Genomic DNA, 15814 nt, shown 5'->3' on the forward strand with positions numbered 1-15814 from the left:
CGAATTTAGGGCCGCTCTATCAAAATTTTTTAAAGAAACACTGCCGGAAATGGGTGGCGATTTGACGTCGCGGATCAATGACAATTTTCAGATGTTACAATCCGCATCTTCAAGTTGATTGGGTATAGCTCACCAATATTCACTTGAGTCTTGGTGCCAGTGCTAATGTCAAATAGTGACATTGTGGTACACCAAATGCCTGCATCATTTTTCTGCGGGGCTGTAGTTTCAGCGGTGTAACTCACGCGCATCGCTTGCAAGGTTTCTAAGCCACTCTTATTTAAGTGGAACTCTCTCGCATCAAACTCACTGCTGTTACTGTTGCTAATGACTTGAGCATAACTAGAACTGCTAGACGTGTTATGACAATCAGCACAACCGTTACCAGCAAGGCTGGTGTTCATTACAGGCTCGGCATGACAGGTATAACAGTTAGCAGGCTCAAAATCTTTTTCAAAATTTTGGTGATTAATGTGTCCAAGCATTTGCATGGTGTTTTTAGCATAACCACCAGTGCTTAATGAGGTACCGTCTGCATCAACATCACGCGGTACGTTGTTATGACACACCATACAACCACCAACAAAATCCACTTCGCCGTCAGTATTTAACGCAACATAGCCAGCATGTTTAAGATCTGATTCTGCATAATCAACGTGGCAGGCATAGCAAGTTTCAGTTGTTGAGGTATGCATCATTTCAGGTTTCGCAATTAGCACATACGGTGATTTAGCAATATCACCACCGCCAACTTGCAAACGAATTAATGCTTCTGTATCGGCTTGCACCCCTGCCATTGGCGCAACTAACTGGTAATTACCATTATCGAGCAAGGTTAGCGAGGCACCTTCTGTTGGCGATGTACCACCCACAGTAGCATTACCGCCCACACTTCCGTCACGGCTACGTTGCATTCCATTTTCGGTTTTGGCTGCAAGGTAAACTGATGCATCTGTTAAGCCTGTAATGGCATAACCAGATTCATCGGTAACATTAAACTCAACAGTGACCACACCGTCTGCAACAATATGATTAATAAATTCAATATTGGTTGCCGTTGAAACACTCACAGTAGGAGCTGTTGCGTCTGCACCAGGTAAACCTGCCGCGCCATCTTGCCCATCTACGCCATCAGCGCCGTCTTTACCATCACTGCCACAGGCTATTACGCCCATGGAAAGTGCTATTAACAGTGCTATTTTGCACATTTTTATTGTTTTCATCATTACTCCAGAGTCGCTTAAACGACTTATCACTTTATAGGTATATTGCAATTGAGATAGTAGATGAAACCCAATAAAAACAAGGAGAGAGATATCACAATAATTGTGCAAAAAAAGTGCAGAGATATGCGGTAATTGTTAAAAAACTGAAGGGCGTCACAAGATGTAAATATTACATAAAAAATTAAGATATTTTTAAGGTTTGCGTATTTCATTAATTTCAAATAAATAACAGATTTTGTATGCGTAATGCACTGCTTATCATATTCTGACGTGCTAGCTTGCTCAGTTAACAATAATTAAAAACAAAAAATTGAGCACAAAAAAACCAGTGTTTTTGTGAACACTGGTTTTCAAAACTCATACCCCATAGCAAACAAGCTATGGGAGGCTGCAACCATCATTAAGAGCAACAACTCTTCTCTTTATTGCCTTTTGGGATCATATCCCACAACACTTTCGCCATTAAGATAGCCAACACAATACCTGACACAGCTACCACACCTTGTGGTAATAAGGCGTGCTCTTCACCAATTTGTGGCATCACTTTAAAGCCAAAAGTGTCGACCAAATAATTCACCAACACGCCAAAAGCTAACGCCACACCGATAACACCGCCTAAATATCCATAAAGCGCACGCTTGCCTAACTCTTTAGTCACAACACCCAGTGTGGCGATATTCGTTGCTGGGCCTGCCATCATAAATACTAATACCGCACCAGGAGACACACCCGCTAACAGTAAACCTGCCGCAATCGGCGTTGAAGCCGTAGCACAGATATACATAGGGATAGACACGAGCACCATCACTAGCATGGCTAAAATGCCGTCACCCCACTTCACTAAAAAGTCGCTTGGTACGTAAGTTTGCACTAGGGCAGCAAAAAATAGTCCGACTAACAACCACAAGGTGGTGTCTTTAACTAAATCCGTTGCAGCATAATGTAAACCAGAGAACACTCTGCTCATTACACTGTTTTGCTTAAGCTCTGTGGCCATATCTTGAGTTGACGTGCAGCAGCTAGTCTCTGCAGTGTTGGCCGCTTCACCTTGGTTTGCTGGCGCTGACTTGGACGCACAACAACTGCTTAGCGCCGCAACTTTTGGCTCAGCTGGGCTACTGCAACAACTGGATTTAACTGCGTCTGGTTTTTTAGGCTCTGCTGCATTAGTGCTACAACATGACTCAGATGATGCAGACTGAGATGGAGCATCCGTTTTACTTGCGCAGCAACTGCTTTGCTTTGGCGCTTGTTCAGCACTCAACACCTTAGCTGAAGCCATAGGGCTTAATACAGATTCGGCTTTAACTGCGGTCATTTTCACCCCAGCGTGCTGCACAGTATCGGCCTTTTTACTTGCACAACAGGACGTCTCAACGTTAGTAGTCGTAGTGTTTTCTGATTGAGGCTTCGCAGCTACAGGTACTCCATCATCGTCATCGCGGCCCACCAATAGCCCAGCCACAATAGCGCTAGTAATAGCTGCAATAGGACGAACTATGGCCATAAACGGGCCCAGTAACACATAAGATACGGTTATCGAATCGACACCGGTTTCAGGCGTTGACACTAAAAATGACGTGGTTGCCGCTTTTGAAGCCCCTGCACGGCGTAAACCAACCGCAGCGGGGATTACCCCACACGAACATAATGGCAAAGGCGCACCTAACAACGCTGCTTTAAATACGGTTTTCACTCCGTGACCGCCGAGCTGTTTATGCATCCAGGCCATAGGCACAAACACTTTTAACAACCCTGCGAGCACCAAGCCTAATAACAACCAAGGCGCAGACTCTAAAAATAAGTGAATAAAATTGGTCAATAACATAGTTAGTCCTTATGACCTAAATGAGAAAAATGATGATGTTCTTGTTTAGCAATAATATGTTTGTCGGATGATTCTAACGCCTCAAGTATTGAGCAATGTTCAGCGCTATCAGGGCCACCACAACAGGTGTTAGATAAACTTTTTAACGACGTTGCAAAGTGTTGTAACTCCGCCAATTTGGCTTCAACCTGCTCTAGCTTAGTGTCAACTAACGCCTTAACATCAGCACAGGCACGGTTAGACTTATCCACTTCAATCGATAATAAATCAGCAATATCATTCAGTGAAAAGCCCACCGCTTTAGCGCGTAAAATAAACTTGAGCCGTTCTGAGTCATCTTGATTGTACAAACGATAGCCCGAGTCTGAACGACTTGACGGTGATAACAAACCATGTTTTTCGTAAAATCGTAATGTGTCGGCTTTAATGTCGTATAAAGCAGAGAGTTCGCCTATTCGATACATGCGTTTACTCATTATCATTGCTTGAATGTTACCTAAGTATAAACCTTGGAGTTTAATCTAAGGTCAAGGGTTGTTTGGCGATTATTTTGACTATCTTTGTTCTTATTTCAATATTGTGAAATCACGCAGAAAAAACACCCAATACATGCGCTTTACGATAAAATACGCCCGCCTGATCATTAAGACAGTCATCTAGTGGTGTTATCGCAACATCATGAGGGACTTTGGTAAAGCAGACTTGAGGCAATTCTGTTTTACGAAAGATCCTTAAAATCAAACTAGTGGACCCTGTACCTACATGAATAATGTCAGACCAATTCGTCGCGCGCTATTAAGCGTATCAGATAAAACTGGAATCCTTGAGTTTGCACAAGCGCTGCATGCACAAGGTGTTGAACTCTTATCAACGGGCGGTACTGCAAAGCTACTTGCAGACAATAATATCCCGGTAATTGAAGTTTCTGACTACACAGGTCACCCAGAAATTATGGATGGTCGTGTTAAAACCCTGCATCCTAAAATTCATGGCGGCATTTTAGCCCGTCGCGGCATTGACGAAGTGGTAATGGAGCAAAACGCCATTAACCCTATCGATTTAGTGGCTGTTAACTTATACCCATTTGCTGAAACTGTGGCAAAACCAGGTTGCACCTTGGCCGATGCGGTTGAGAATATCGACATTGGCGGCCCAACCATGGTGCGCTCAACCGCCAAAAACCACAAAGACACCACCATTGTGGTTAACGCAAAAGACTACGGTCGCGTGATTGCTGAGATGCAAGCCAACAATGGCAGCACTACGCTAGCAACTCGCTTTGACCTTGCCATTGCAGCCTTTGAGCATACCGCGGCTTACGACGGAATGATCGCTAATTATTTCGGTACTATGGTGCCAGCACACAGCAACGATGAGTGCCACGACGATTCAACGTTCCCACGTACGTTTAATTCGCAATTCATTAAAAAGCAAGATTTACGCTACGGTGAAAACAGTCATCAAAAAGCCGCGTTTTATGTTGATACCCAAATTGATGAAGCCTCAGTTGCCAGCGCGATTCAGTTACAAGGCAAAGCTCTGTCTTACAACAATATCGCTGACACTGATGCGGCTCTTGAGTGCGTAAAAGAGTTTGAAGGCCCAGCCTGCGTTATCGTTAAACACGCTAACCCTTGCGGTGTAGCATTAGGCGCTAACTTATTAGAAGCCTATGACCGCGCCTTTAAAACCGACCCAACATCAGCTTTTGGCGGTATTATTGCCTTTAATCAGGAGTTAGATGCACAAACGGCCCAAGCCATTGTTGACCGTCAATTTGTTGAAGTCATCATCGCACCAACGGTTAGCCAAAAAGCACGCGATATTGTGGCTGCTAAAGCCAACGTGCGTTTACTTGAGTGTGGTGAGTGGGCGAGCAAAACCACAACGCTTGATTACAAACGCGTTAATGGTGGTTTGTTAGTACAAGACCGCGACCAGGGCATGGTAAACCTAGACGACGTTAAAGTCGTGTCTAAGCGCCAGCCAACGGCAGATGAATTAAAAGACCTAATGTTCTGCTGGAAAGTAGCTAAGTTTGTTAAATCTAACGCTATTGTGTACGCCAAAGATGGCATGACAATCGGTGTCGGTGCAGGCCAAATGAGTCGCGTTTACTCCGCTAAAATTGCAGGCATTAAAGCGGCTGATGAAGGCCTAGTGGTTGAAAACTCAGTGATGGCGTCTGACGCTTTCTTCCCATTTCGCGACGGTATCGACGCTGCCGCGGCTGCGGGTATTAGCTGTATCATCCAGCCAGGTGGCTCTATTCGCGATGAAGAAATCATTGCCGCCGCAGACGAGCACGGTATGGCCATGGTATTTACTGGCATGCGTCACTTCCGCCACTAAATTCCACTTGAGACAAGCAGCCTTCTTTGGCTGCTTTTTTCGTTTAAAGAATCATATTATTTAATTTATGAAAAGGGTGATTAAAAATGCAGGTACTTATCATTGGTGGCGGCGGTCGTGAACATGCATTAGCTTGGAAAGCAGCTCAGTCGGCAGAAGTCACAAAAGTGTTTGTTGCACCAGGTAATGCAGGAACCTCTTTAGAGCCAAAATTACAAAACGTGGCCATTCAAGTTGAAGCTATCGCTGATTTAGTTAAGTTTGCTCAAGACAACAAGATTGAGATAACAATCGTCGGCCCTGAAGTGCCATTATCATTAGGCGTTGTTGATGCTTTTAATGCTGCTGGTTTACCTATTTTTGGCCCAACAAAAGGCGCAGCACAGCTTGAATCGTCAAAAGCTTTCACTAAAGACTTTTTAGCACGCCACAATATTCCAACGGCTGACTACTCAAACTTCACTGAGATTGCACCGGCTAAAGCTTATATTGCTGAGTTAACAGCTAAAACAGGTTTCCCTGTCGTGATTAAAGCCGATGGATTAGCTGCCGGTAAAGGCGTGATTATCGCTGCCGATCAAGCCCAGGCCGATGCCGCTATTGATGACATGCTTGCCGGTAATAAATTTGGCGATGCGGGTTCTCGCGTGGTTATTGAAGAGTTTTTAAAAGGCGAAGAAGCCAGCTTTATCGTAATGGTTGACGGCAAAAACATTCTTGCCATGGCCACCAGTCAAGACCATAAAGCCCGCGACAATGGCGATTACGGCCCTAACACTGGCGGTATGGGTGCATACTCTCCTGCGCCGGTTGTAACGCAAACGGTACACGACTGGACGATAGCCAATGTTATCCGCCCAACCGTTGATGGTATGGCTGCTGAAGGCAACGTTTACACCGGCTTTTTGTACGCAGGTTTAATGATTGCACCAGATGGCAGCGCTAAAGTACTTGAATACAACTGTCGCTTTGGCGACCCAGAAACGCAGCCCATTATGATGCGTTTACAGTCTGACATTGTTAAGCTTTGTCTTGCTGCAACTCGTGGTGAATTAGATAAAGTCAACGCAGAATTTGACTCTCGTGCAGCGGTAGGTGTGGTGATGGCCGCAGGCGGTTATCCAGATGCCTACAACAAAGGTGATGTGATTGACGGCTTAACCCTTGGTGATGTTAACGGTAAAGTGTTTCATGCTGGCACCGAGATGAAAGACGGCCACGTTGTGACAAATGGCGGCCGCGTTCTGTGTGCTACCGCATTAGGCAACACGGTAACTGAAGCCCAACAAGCTGCTTATGCATTAGTAGATGCCATTCATTGGGATGACGTGTACTTCCGTACCGATATTGCTTATCGCGCCATTGCTCGTGAACAAGCTAAAGCGTAAGCCATAGGTTAGTTGTCAAGTTTAACAACAATCCCTGCAACGGTAACGTCGCAGGGATTGTTTATTTCTATGGCCTTGGCAGTGTTAAAGAGATATGTTTAATAAAAATATTACACTCAGGTAACACTATGAAAAAACACTGTTGGGGTTATATTTTCATGTCTTCTGCGGGTATTCAAACAGCCTATGCCGATGGTCTTTCTTCGCTTCAATCTGAGGCGCTTTCATCATTAGACGCAGGCAGAGTTGATGCGATATTTTCTACCAATACACAATTGGATCTTTCGACATTACCACCCATACTTTATCCACAATCAGACATTAAGCGTCAACTCATTAACGTTATTAGCCCAAACACATTCTCCTGTAACGTGTTTGGCCGTGGAATTCGACCGATAAAAATTGCTTATACAATGACATTTCAACATGCCCAACAAACATGGATACCACTGACAGGAAAAGTGCATTACCAATCCTTCTGGCAAGTGAAAGGTAGCGATGTTGAGTATATTTGGGTGAGTGAGACAATAAATAAAACTGATAAATAGGGCTAGTCGCTTCCCATGATAAGAGGTTATATCATAAGTAAAGGCCGTTTCTGTGAGGGAAAACGATAGGCTGCGAGCAAAAGCCTACAACGCACATGCTAAAGCTGCAAAAGTTAATCGCCTGCCCCATGCCATAAAACTATATAGCCAGTCAATACAAAGACGCTAACCCTGTTGAAAAACGCTGCAATTAACCATCAAATCACACTGGTCCCACCACGGTTATTTATGCGCATTTAAAACCAATAACCGCATAACTAACCAGACTCGGTAACTAACCAAGCAGAGCACCTAGCAACAACACTTAGCAAGGTATATTCAAATCACTTTCATGCGATAACAATATTCGACTTATCAGGTATTTTTATGTCAGGATGAGGCCTGTTACAAATTCGTTACCAAGTTATTAAAATAGCAATAGCCAACTCACACGAATGAGATATTGGTCAAAATAATAATTATAAAGGAAATCGTATGTCTCAAGTCGCGTCTTCAAAACCGTCGCCTTCCAACCATAAGCAACCCACACTACTCGATGCACTGATCCCCGTTTTTGCACTCATTATTATGCTTGGTGCTGCGGTATATCTGTTTTCATCAGACAGCTCATCGGGCGCCAACCAAATTGCATTAGTATTAGCGGCGTGTATTGCGATGGTCATTGGCTTTAAAAATGGCTACAGCTGGAACCAAATGGAACGCGGAATTGTTAAAAGCATTGGTGTTGCCACTGGCGCATTATTAATTTTGTTTAGCGTGGGCTCGCTCATTGGTACCTGGATTTTAGCCGGCACTGTGCCAACAATGATTTACTATGGCATGCAAATTCTTAATCCCGATTACTTTTACACCGCATGTTGTTTATTGTGCGCGGTAGTGGCGTTAAGTATTGGCAGCTCGTGGACTGTTGCCGGTACGCTCGGTATCGCATTAGTGGGTATTTCGTCAGCAATGGGGTTAGATGTGAACATTACTGCTGGTGCTATCATCAGTGGCGCCTATTTTGGCGACAAAATGTCGCCCATGTCTGACACCACAAATCTTGCCCCTGCAGTTGCTGGCACCGATATTTTTAGTCATATTCGCCACATGACCTGGACCACAGTGCCAAGCATTATTATTGCCCTGATTGGCTTTACCTTTTTAGGCTTAACTGCAGACGCCACACCAATTGAAAACCAACTGACTGACACGCTAGCGCTATTAGACAAAACCTACAGCCCCGGGCTGCATTTACTCATCCCATTATTAGTGGTGCTGTATTTGGCTAACCGCAGAATGCCTGCATTTCCTACGGTCATATTAGGCACGTTGGCCGGGGCGGCATGCGCGGCACTATTTCAGTTTGATAACGTTATCGCTTTTGTCCACGACGATACCTTAGTGCCGATCGTGGCGTTAGTTAAAGGCTTATGGATTGCCATGTTTGACGGTTATGTCGCTAACACGGGCGATGCAGTATTAGACAGTTTATTAAGCCGTGGCGGCATGAGCAGCATGGTGACCACAGTGTGGTTAATTTTATGCGCCATGGCATTTGGCGGCGTAATGGAAGTGACTGGCCTGCTAAGTCGTATTTTAGAAAGTATTCTCACCGTAGTCACTGGCACCACCAGCTTAATCATTACCACTATCGGCGTGTGTATTGGCGCGAATATTATTACCGCCGACCAATACATTGCTATTGTTCTGCCAGGGCGAATGCTAAAAGTAGAATACACTCGCCGTAAATTGGCTGCGGTGAATTTAAGCCGTTCGCTTGAAGACTCGGCAACCGTCACCAGCCCGCTAGTGCCATGGAACACCTGTGGTGCGTTTATGGCCAGCACCTTAGGCGTGGCAACCATTACCTACTTGCCATACGCCTTCTTTAACTTGGTATGTCCATTTGTGAGTGCCACTTATGCTTATTTTAATGTCAAAATCGAGCCATTGGACGAAACCAAAATAAGCACTGGCGAAGTCGTCGGTTAATCGACTAAGCAACATACAAGGTAAAAATGGACAGTTAGCCAAAGCGGTCTTTTAACCAACCATAATGATAATAACCCCATTGCCCAAGGCGTCTTGCTTGGGTAAAGGGGAATTTAGGTAGCGCTTGCTGATATAAAGGCAGATTGGGCAAGGTTTCACCTGCAATGCTTTGTGCTAACCGATACGCAGCTTGGCTGCAAAACGACACACCCGCACCGCAATACCCAAGGCTGTATCCTACTCCTTCCTTGCTATACACATGAGGCATATCGTCCATTGCAGCAGCAATCCAACCAGTCCAGTTATAGGCAATCGCTTTGCTCGATAAACTTGGGAAGCACTTATTAAGTGCCATTTTTAATCGCTCACCATATACAGGATTAGCCGCATCTTTCCCCCATACAGCACCTCGGCCACCAAACAATAAACGGTTGTCGGGCAGTAAACGGTAATAGTATTTTAAAATACGCGTGTCCATGGTGACTTGGTAGGTATGCAATCCTGCTTGTGCCAGTTCTTGCGGAGTGAGCGGCTCGGTAACAATCACATTGCTTAATATCGGCAAAAATTTATCGTCAACACGCTGATTAAATCGTTTAGGCGTATAGGCATTGCCCGCCATAATCACCTTATTGGCAATCAACTCACCATTGGCGGTGATTAAACGATGTTTAGCGCCCTCTTCAACCCACTCTAATACACATGATTGCTCAGAAATCGTCACCCCTTGCGCCTGTACCATGTCCTTATAACCGAGCAATAATTTAAGCGGGTTAAGGCCAAAACCATCTTTTAAGCGCAAAGCTCCATAGGCTTGGTGATGATCTAAATATTGCGTTCTAAAATCTCCGCTATTAATAAACTCAGCGCCGCTGTCTTGGCCATCAGCAAGGTGTTGTTGAATATACTGAGCCGCATTTTGCAGTGTAACGAGCGCTTTGGGATTATGGGCCACTTTTAAGTAACCCGCTTCTTGTGGCTCACAGGCAATATTGTGCTGTTTAATTAATCCGTCAACCCTAGCAACAGCTTGGGTAAACTCATCGTAAATACCTTTGGTTGTAGCTAAGTCCCAACGCTTGGTCATGGCGGCATACCCTAAACGGCCCGAGCCTTTTAACACAAAACCAGCATTACGGGCGCTGGCACCAAATCCGACTTGATTGGCCTCCAACACATGACAATCAATATTAAACTCACTTGCCAAATAATACGCAGTTAACAGCCCAGTATAGCCGCCGCCAATAATTGCGACATCGGTATGCTGCCGACCCGACAATGGCGCTGTTGCAGCACCCAATGCCTGTGTCGTCGCCCAATAGCTTGGCGCAAAAGGTTGATTGTTAGGATGAGCGTTAACAAGTGGATCATACATAAAGTTATTCTTCTTATTGTAATGATTAAGCGATACTAGAACGTTAACAGCATTTCACAGGCGACACAGTGGCAGTCGTGATCGCAAATGACGCAAATATACTCTTCACCCATGTAACGCTGATGCCAGCGTTGTGGGTGCTCGGCAATTAACACGCCCCCGGCTTTGGTAAAATAACGTACCGCTGCATTATTAGGGCTTTGTTGCCATAAATGGCTCACTCCCGCTTTAGCGCCTTGGGCAATAACCGCCGCTTTGGATGCTGCTAATAATTGCCCACCAAGGCCTTTACCTCGGGCAGCTTCGGCAATGGTGTTTGACTTGAAATAACACACATCCTCAAATGCAACACCCCACTTGTCTACCGTGCACCATTGGTCTTGCGGCCACTGCCCTGCGGCATAGGTCAACCTAAAACCAATTAGCTGATTGTTTTCAATTGCGACAAAATTGGCATTTATGCCATTTTTAATGCCTTTGTGATAAATCGCCGTTAATTCAGCAAGGTCCATATAACCACTGCCGTGAACCTCTTCGCCTAAAGCAATCACTGCGTCAAAGTCAGCGTGGGTCAATTCTCTAATCATCATATCTACTATTTTTAGTTGTTTAAGCACACTTTATCACACGCCAATATAGCCAGCTACGATGTTAAACTTTTGTGATAATTTGGCAATAACCTGGTGAAACTCCTAGCGCATACTGACTGCAATTAAACAAAAGGAGCTCGGTTATGAAACGTACATTAGTGACTGCAAGCCTTATGGCTGCTGGATTATTTAGCCTTCCAACTTTAGCTGCAGATATTGAAGTTAGCGTGACCAATTTAACCCACGGAAACCACTTTACCCCTCTTTTGATCGCTGCTCACGACGCTGACAGCCATCTGTTTCAAGTAGGTACTGAAGCCTCGGCAGCTTTACAAAAAATGGCTGAGGGTGGCGATATTGCCGATTTAGATGCTGCTGTAACAGGTAATGCTGGCGTCACATCAGCCAACCCCACAATGGGCTTACTAGCCGCAGGCATGAGTGTCAGCGAAGTGATGCTTGATACTGGCGATAACACTCACTTATCGATTGTGGCCATGGTATTGCCAACCAACGATGCCTTTGTAGGGCTAGATGGCTGGGAAATTCCAACAGAAGCGGGCACTTATACTATGTACGTTAATGCGTATGATGCTGGTACCGAAGCCAATGATGAAATCATTAATGGTGGTGGCATGTCTGGAGTACCGGGTATTCCTGCTGCACCTGGCGGCGATGGTGGAGCTAACGGTACAGGCGTAATGGACAGTTCTGATAACAGCAACGTACATACTCACCCTGGCGTACTAGGAGACATGGACCCAGCAGGTGGCATGAGTGACCTAGACAGCCGCGTACACCGCTGGTTGAACCCTGTTGCCAAAGTTGTGGTAACAGTAAAATAAGGAGGTAGCCCATGAAACCCACTGATTTTACATTAAAGCCTAGTTTACTGGCCATGTTGGCAGCGGCCACCTTATTAACTGCGTGTGGCGATGATGACAATGACACCGTTGACGAGACACCACCAGCACCAGTGATGCAAACTTTCACGGTTACCGTCACTAACCTCACCGCAAACCAGCCCATGTCGCCGGTGATTTTAGCCGCTCATGCTAGTGATGCCATGTTGTGGAACGCAGGTGAAATGGCAAGCGAAGCCATAGAGAAAATGGCTGAAGGTGGTGATACCGCTGATATCGCCGCATTAGATGTGCTGACTAGCAGCGTTAACGGTGCAGGCTTATTAATGCCTGGCGCAAGTGAAACCCTCACACTCACATTAGATGAAACAGACGTTGCAAGTATTAGCCTAGCGACCATGCTAGTTAACACTAACGACGCTTTTACCGGCATAAACAGCTACAGCATTGCAGGTATGCAAGTAGACGCCTCAAGCTCAATGAAGTTTATGGCCTATGATGCGGGCACCGAGGCAAACAGTGAAGCCAAAGGCACTCTGCCAGGTCCTGCTGATGGCGGCGAAGGCTTTAACGCCACACGTGATGATGTTGACTTTGTCCATATTCATCCAGGGGTGATGTCAATGTATGACGGCTTAGCAGACTCAGTTCTTGATGCATCGCACCGTTTTGATAATCCAGTAATGGCCGTCACCATCACCAGAACTGAATAAATTTCCACCACACTGAAATTTATTCGCCTCAAGGCTGGTCTAGTTGTTAATGCAACGACTGGATTTGCTTTGAGGAACTCAACATGAATGGAACCATTAAACATAACGGCCATGTATGCCCGCAACATATTTTGCTGGTAGAAGATGAACAAGACCTAGCTAAATTACTTATCCTCAACCTCAAAGCGCTCAACTACCAAGTTGATCACGCCACCACATTAAAGCAAGCCATGCAGATTATTGAACATAAAAAGCTCGATTTAATTTTATTGGATCGCATGCTCCCCGATGGTGACGGCATTATGTTGTGTGAGCAATTACGCCAAGCCGGTAAGGAAGTCCCGCTAATGCTATTAACCGCTAAAGACTCAGAAGCAGATGTGGTATTAGGTCTTGAGGCCGGAGCCGACGATTACCTAGTAAAACCCTTTAGCGTGTTAGAACTGCGCGCACGCGTGAAAGCATTATTAAGACGTGGTAAAGCCCAGCAAGAACAAACCCAACAAATTGAATTTAATAGTGTCACCATTAACTCTAGTACCCGCGAAGTCAAAGCATTCAACAAAGCACTAACCCTCACCGCCCGCGAATTTGACTTACTGCTGTTTTTAGCCAAACACCCACAACAAGTTTTTAGCCGGATGCAATTACTCGAGGCTGTATGGGGTTACAACTACGACGGTTACGAGCACACAGTAAACAGCCATATCAATCGATTACGCAATAAACTATCGCAGTGTTCACCCGAACACGACTTAGTTAAAACAGTGTGGGGCGTAGGTTATAAATTTTCACCACCAGAGGTGCAAACCCACTAATGAATCGCTTATTTAACCGATTATTTCTAGCCGCAACACTGGTTGTATTACTGTTATTTGTTGCCTTATGGCAATGGCTGCAACTTAATCATGAGTTTAGCCGCAACCAAATACAGCAATCACTGCATCGTGAATTGGCCGATCACATGGCTCATATCAATCCGCTGCTGTCTCAAGGTATTACCTCAGACGCCGCACTGAAAGAAGCCTTTCACGATTTTATGCTGCTAGGCCCAAGCTTTGAAATATACACTCTAGACCCTAATGGCAAAGTGATTGCTTATGATGCCAAAGACGAAAAAATTAAAACCCACCGCGTTGATACTCATATAATTAAGCAATTTTTAGCTGGCGAAAACCTGCCAGTGCTTGGCAGCGATCCTCGCAGTGAAGACACCCAAAAGATTTTTTCTGTTAGTAAACTTGTAACACCAGAAGGTCTGCACAGCGGTTATTTGTATGTGATTATTGGAGGAGAAGATTACGACAGCTGGCAAGCACTGATCAACGCCGAAAACCAACCTAAAATTTGGGGCGCAACCATAGGTTTCTGGATCATTTTTGCCTTAGTGCTGTTTGTAATTTTATTGCGCTACTTTACTCGGCCGATCCAAAAATTAGCCCAAGACTTAACAGAGTTAAAAGATAAGCCTATGTCAGACAATCTAATGCTGCCGCAGCGCTATCGAGGCAGTTTAGAGATAAGCCAACTGAGTCATCATATTAATCACCTACTGCAAGAAATTCAGCTGCAACAACAGCAAGTTAAGCGCCAACAACAAGCTAAGCATGACTTTTTATTGCATCTGTCTCATGACCTAAAAACGCCACTTACCGCGCTATTAGGCTATATCGATACCTGGCTTATTTTACCCGAAGATGAGCGCGACGAAGCCTTAATTCAATATGCTGCCAACTCAGGCCAAACCTTACAGCAATTGCTCGCCCAGTTATTAGAACTCGCCGCATTAGAAAACGGCCAAATCGATGCACAATTACAGCAGGTAAACTTAACTGAATTACTCAGCGACATTGAACAAACCTTTACTCCGCGGGCTAAAAAGCTGGGAGTACAGCTTGATTTTGACATCAATCATGCTGAACAAATCTATACCGACCCCACATTAATGCGCCGCATACTCAACAACTTAGTCGACAACGCCCTGCGCTACACACCCGCTGGCGGCAAAATTCAAATTATCAACACACAACACAATGGCCAACAATGGTTAACCGTGCGCGACACTGGCGCTGGCATGCACAAACATGAAGTTGATGCCCTCAAACAATTGTCGATGACCACATTGTCATTTGAACCCAACCAAAGCTTGCCACAACTTGGCGTCGGACTCGCCATTGTCAGGCAATTATTAGGCTTATTAAAATGCAGAATTGAAATCGACAGCCAACCAGGGGTGGGCAGTGAATTTAAGATAGAGCTGGTGACGCAGAGTTAATCTCATTTTTGAATCGCAAATAATCAGCGATTTCATCGTATCTTCAATTGGTACTGACTCAGTTTTGTTTATCATTAAGCTTCAAAGTAAACAAAATCAATTATATCTAAACAGAAGAATTAGAACTAACTCCTAACAAAAATTTGAGTTACTGTGAGTTAACAATATGGCCTACGGCCACTAACGTCGTGACGCTTCGCCCACACCCGATTTATCAAACTTCGTTTGAATTTAGATCGCAAGGTTCCACCCTGCACGGGCCAAAAGGGGATCAACAGCAATCCCCTCTTGGATCACCCTGCCGTTCCGGCAACATTTTCGCTATTTAACCAAACAACAGCAGCGAAAAAATTGCGACGGAAATAGATCCAGCATTTAACTTCGCTTTGGTATTCTTCGGTCTTATTCGAAAATGCTAACGCTTCCGATGGTACATCCTGTACCGCGAAAGCTAGCCTGACGTCCTGTCAGGCTCACGCTATTTTCTTCAACGGCCTCAAGTTCAGAGTTGAATTTATCCATTTTAACGTCAATCTACCAACACGTTTAAGCCCCAAAATGAGTTTACATCAGCAATTCGTCCAACGCAGCACTAACCTCATTGCAATACTTTTTCTCAGCTGTCGGAAAGGTATGGGTTCCGTCAGCGAGAACCTTTTAGTTAGCCAATGCTTGTACTTTT

13 protein-coding genes and 1 pseudogene are annotated in these 15814 nt (G+C 44.9%); 9 read left to right on the forward strand and 5 right to left on the reverse strand.

Annotation, left to right across the window (positions count from 1 at the left end; genetic code table 11):
* Positions 1–118 (forward strand): annotated as a pseudogene (locus IEW93_RS22120) (IS630 family transposase); the annotation flags it as partial.
* Here the strand turns inward: IEW93_RS22120 and IEW93_RS20600 are convergent.
* The 3 genes from IEW93_RS20600 to zntR form a co-directional block, all read right to left on the reverse strand.
* On the reverse strand, positions 75–1226 hold the full coding sequence (locus tag IEW93_RS20600) for a hypothetical protein (protein WP_188741095.1): 1152 nt from the start codon (positions 1224–1226) through the stop codon (positions 75–77). The pseudogene IEW93_RS22120 and the gene IEW93_RS20600 overlap by 44 nt on opposite strands.
* Positions 1227–1626: 400 nt before the next feature.
* Positions 1627–3054 carry an SO_0444 family Cu/Zn efflux transporter gene (locus IEW93_RS20605; protein ID WP_188741096.1) on the reverse strand — a complete coding sequence of 476 codons (1428 nt, stop codon included), beginning with the start codon at positions 3052–3054 and terminating at the stop codon, positions 1627–1629.
* Between the two features lie 2 nt (positions 3055–3056).
* On the reverse strand, positions 3057–3518 hold the full coding sequence (gene zntR, locus IEW93_RS20610; RefSeq protein WP_188741106.1) for a Zn(2+)-responsive transcriptional regulator: 462 nt from the start codon (positions 3516–3518) through the stop codon (positions 3057–3059).
* Positions 3519–3816: 298 nt separating this feature from the next.
* Here zntR and purH point away from each other — a divergent pair, with 298 nt between their 5' ends.
* The 4 genes from purH to nhaC all read left to right on the forward strand — a co-directional run bounded on the left by purH (position 3817) and on the right by nhaC (position 9316).
* On the forward strand, positions 3817–5406 hold the full coding sequence (purH, locus tag IEW93_RS20615) for a bifunctional phosphoribosylaminoimidazolecarboxamide formyltransferase/IMP cyclohydrolase (RefSeq protein WP_188741097.1): 1590 nt from the start codon (positions 3817–3819) through the stop codon (positions 5404–5406).
* An 86-nt stretch (positions 5407–5492) separates the two neighbouring features.
* A complete protein-coding gene (gene purD, locus IEW93_RS20620) occupies positions 5493–6794 on the forward strand; it encodes a phosphoribosylamine--glycine ligase (RefSeq protein WP_188741098.1) in 1302 nt (433 codons plus the stop codon).
* A gap of 128 nt (positions 6795–6922) precedes the next feature.
* The gene (locus tag IEW93_RS20625) at positions 6923–7342 is read left to right on the forward strand and encodes a hypothetical protein (protein WP_188741099.1); all 420 of its coding nucleotides are present in this window, start codon (positions 6923–6925) and stop codon (positions 7340–7342) included.
* 474 nt (positions 7343–7816) lie between these two features.
* Positions 7817–9316 (forward strand): Na+/H+ antiporter NhaC, encoded by a 1500-nt coding sequence (gene nhaC / locus IEW93_RS20630; RefSeq protein ID WP_188741100.1) that lies wholly within the window; start codon positions 7817–7819, stop codon positions 9314–9316.
* A 34-nt stretch (positions 9317–9350) separates the two neighbouring features.
* Here the strand turns inward: nhaC and IEW93_RS20635 are convergent, their stop codons facing one another.
* Together IEW93_RS20635 and IEW93_RS20640 are read right to left on the reverse strand one after the other, a co-directional pair.
* Positions 9351–10691, reverse strand: a complete 1341-nt coding sequence (locus IEW93_RS20635) for an NAD(P)/FAD-dependent oxidoreductase (RefSeq protein ID WP_188741101.1) — start codon at positions 10689–10691, stop codon at positions 9351–9353.
* A gap of 35 nt (positions 10692–10726) precedes the next feature.
* The gene (locus IEW93_RS20640) at positions 10727–11278 is read right to left on the reverse strand and encodes a GNAT family N-acetyltransferase (protein ID WP_188741107.1); all 552 of its coding nucleotides are present in this window, start codon (positions 11276–11278) and stop codon (positions 10727–10729) included.
* A gap of 146 nt (positions 11279–11424) precedes the next feature.
* Here IEW93_RS20640 and IEW93_RS20645 point away from each other — a divergent pair, with 146 nt between their 5' ends.
* From IEW93_RS20645 to IEW93_RS20660, 4 genes are all read left to right on the forward strand, one after another.
* On the forward strand, positions 11425–12126 hold the full coding sequence (locus IEW93_RS20645) for a spondin domain-containing protein (protein ID WP_188741102.1): 702 nt from the start codon (positions 11425–11427) through the stop codon (positions 12124–12126).
* 11 nt (positions 12127–12137) lie between these two features.
* Complete coding sequence (locus IEW93_RS20650) at positions 12138–12857, forward strand: spondin domain-containing protein (RefSeq protein WP_188741103.1); 720 nt, start codon at positions 12138–12140, stop codon at positions 12855–12857.
* Positions 12858–12940: 83 nt separating this feature from the next.
* The gene (locus tag IEW93_RS20655) at positions 12941–13675 is read left to right on the forward strand and encodes a response regulator transcription factor (protein ID WP_188741104.1); all 735 of its coding nucleotides are present in this window, start codon (positions 12941–12943) and stop codon (positions 13673–13675) included.
* Positions 13675–15132: a sensor histidine kinase gene (locus IEW93_RS20660; protein ID WP_188741105.1), complete on the forward strand. Its 1458-nt coding sequence runs from the start codon at positions 13675–13677 to the stop codon at positions 15130–15132. Before IEW93_RS20655 ends, IEW93_RS20660 begins: the two co-directional genes overlap by 1 nt.
* Positions 15133–15814 lie beyond the last annotated feature (682 nt).

The organism is Shewanella inventionis, assembly GCF_014641855.1.
Lineage (GTDB): Bacteria > Pseudomonadota > Gammaproteobacteria > Enterobacterales > Shewanellaceae > Shewanella > Shewanella inventionis.

What these genes read in the sequence shown, in the direction of transcription:
- IEW93_RS20600 (WP_188741095.1), bottom strand. Translation starts at nt 1,226, where the DNA reads ATGATGAAAACAATAAAAATGTGCAAAATAGCACTGTTAATAGCACTT.
- IEW93_RS20605 (WP_188741096.1), bottom strand. Translation starts at nt 3,054, where the DNA reads ATGTTATTGACCAATTTTATTCACTTATTTTTAGAGTCTGCGCCTTGG.
- zntR (WP_188741106.1), bottom strand. Translation starts at nt 3,518, where the DNA reads ATGTATCGAATAGGCGAACTCTCTGCTTTATACGACATTAAAGCCGAC.
- purH (WP_188741097.1), top strand. Translation starts at nt 3,817, where the DNA reads ATGAATAATGTCAGACCAATTCGTCGCGCGCTATTAAGCGTATCAGAT.
- purD (WP_188741098.1), top strand. Translation starts at nt 5,493, where the DNA reads ATGCAGGTACTTATCATTGGTGGCGGCGGTCGTGAACATGCATTAGCT.
- IEW93_RS20625 (WP_188741099.1), top strand. Translation starts at nt 6,923, where the DNA reads ATGAAAAAACACTGTTGGGGTTATATTTTCATGTCTTCTGCGGGTATT.
- nhaC (WP_188741100.1), top strand. Translation starts at nt 7,817, where the DNA reads ATGTCTCAAGTCGCGTCTTCAAAACCGTCGCCTTCCAACCATAAGCAA.
- IEW93_RS20635 (WP_188741101.1), bottom strand. Translation starts at nt 10,691, where the DNA reads ATGTATGATCCACTTGTTAACGCTCATCCTAACAATCAACCTTTTGCG.
- IEW93_RS20640 (WP_188741107.1), bottom strand. Translation starts at nt 11,278, where the DNA reads ATGATTAGAGAATTGACCCACGCTGACTTTGACGCAGTGATTGCTTTA.
- IEW93_RS20645 (WP_188741102.1), top strand. Translation starts at nt 11,425, where the DNA reads ATGAAACGTACATTAGTGACTGCAAGCCTTATGGCTGCTGGATTATTT.
- IEW93_RS20650 (WP_188741103.1), top strand. Translation starts at nt 12,138, where the DNA reads ATGAAACCCACTGATTTTACATTAAAGCCTAGTTTACTGGCCATGTTG.
- IEW93_RS20655 (WP_188741104.1), top strand. Translation starts at nt 12,941, where the DNA reads ATGAATGGAACCATTAAACATAACGGCCATGTATGCCCGCAACATATT.
- IEW93_RS20660 (WP_188741105.1), top strand. Translation starts at nt 13,675, where the DNA reads ATGAATCGCTTATTTAACCGATTATTTCTAGCCGCAACACTGGTTGTA.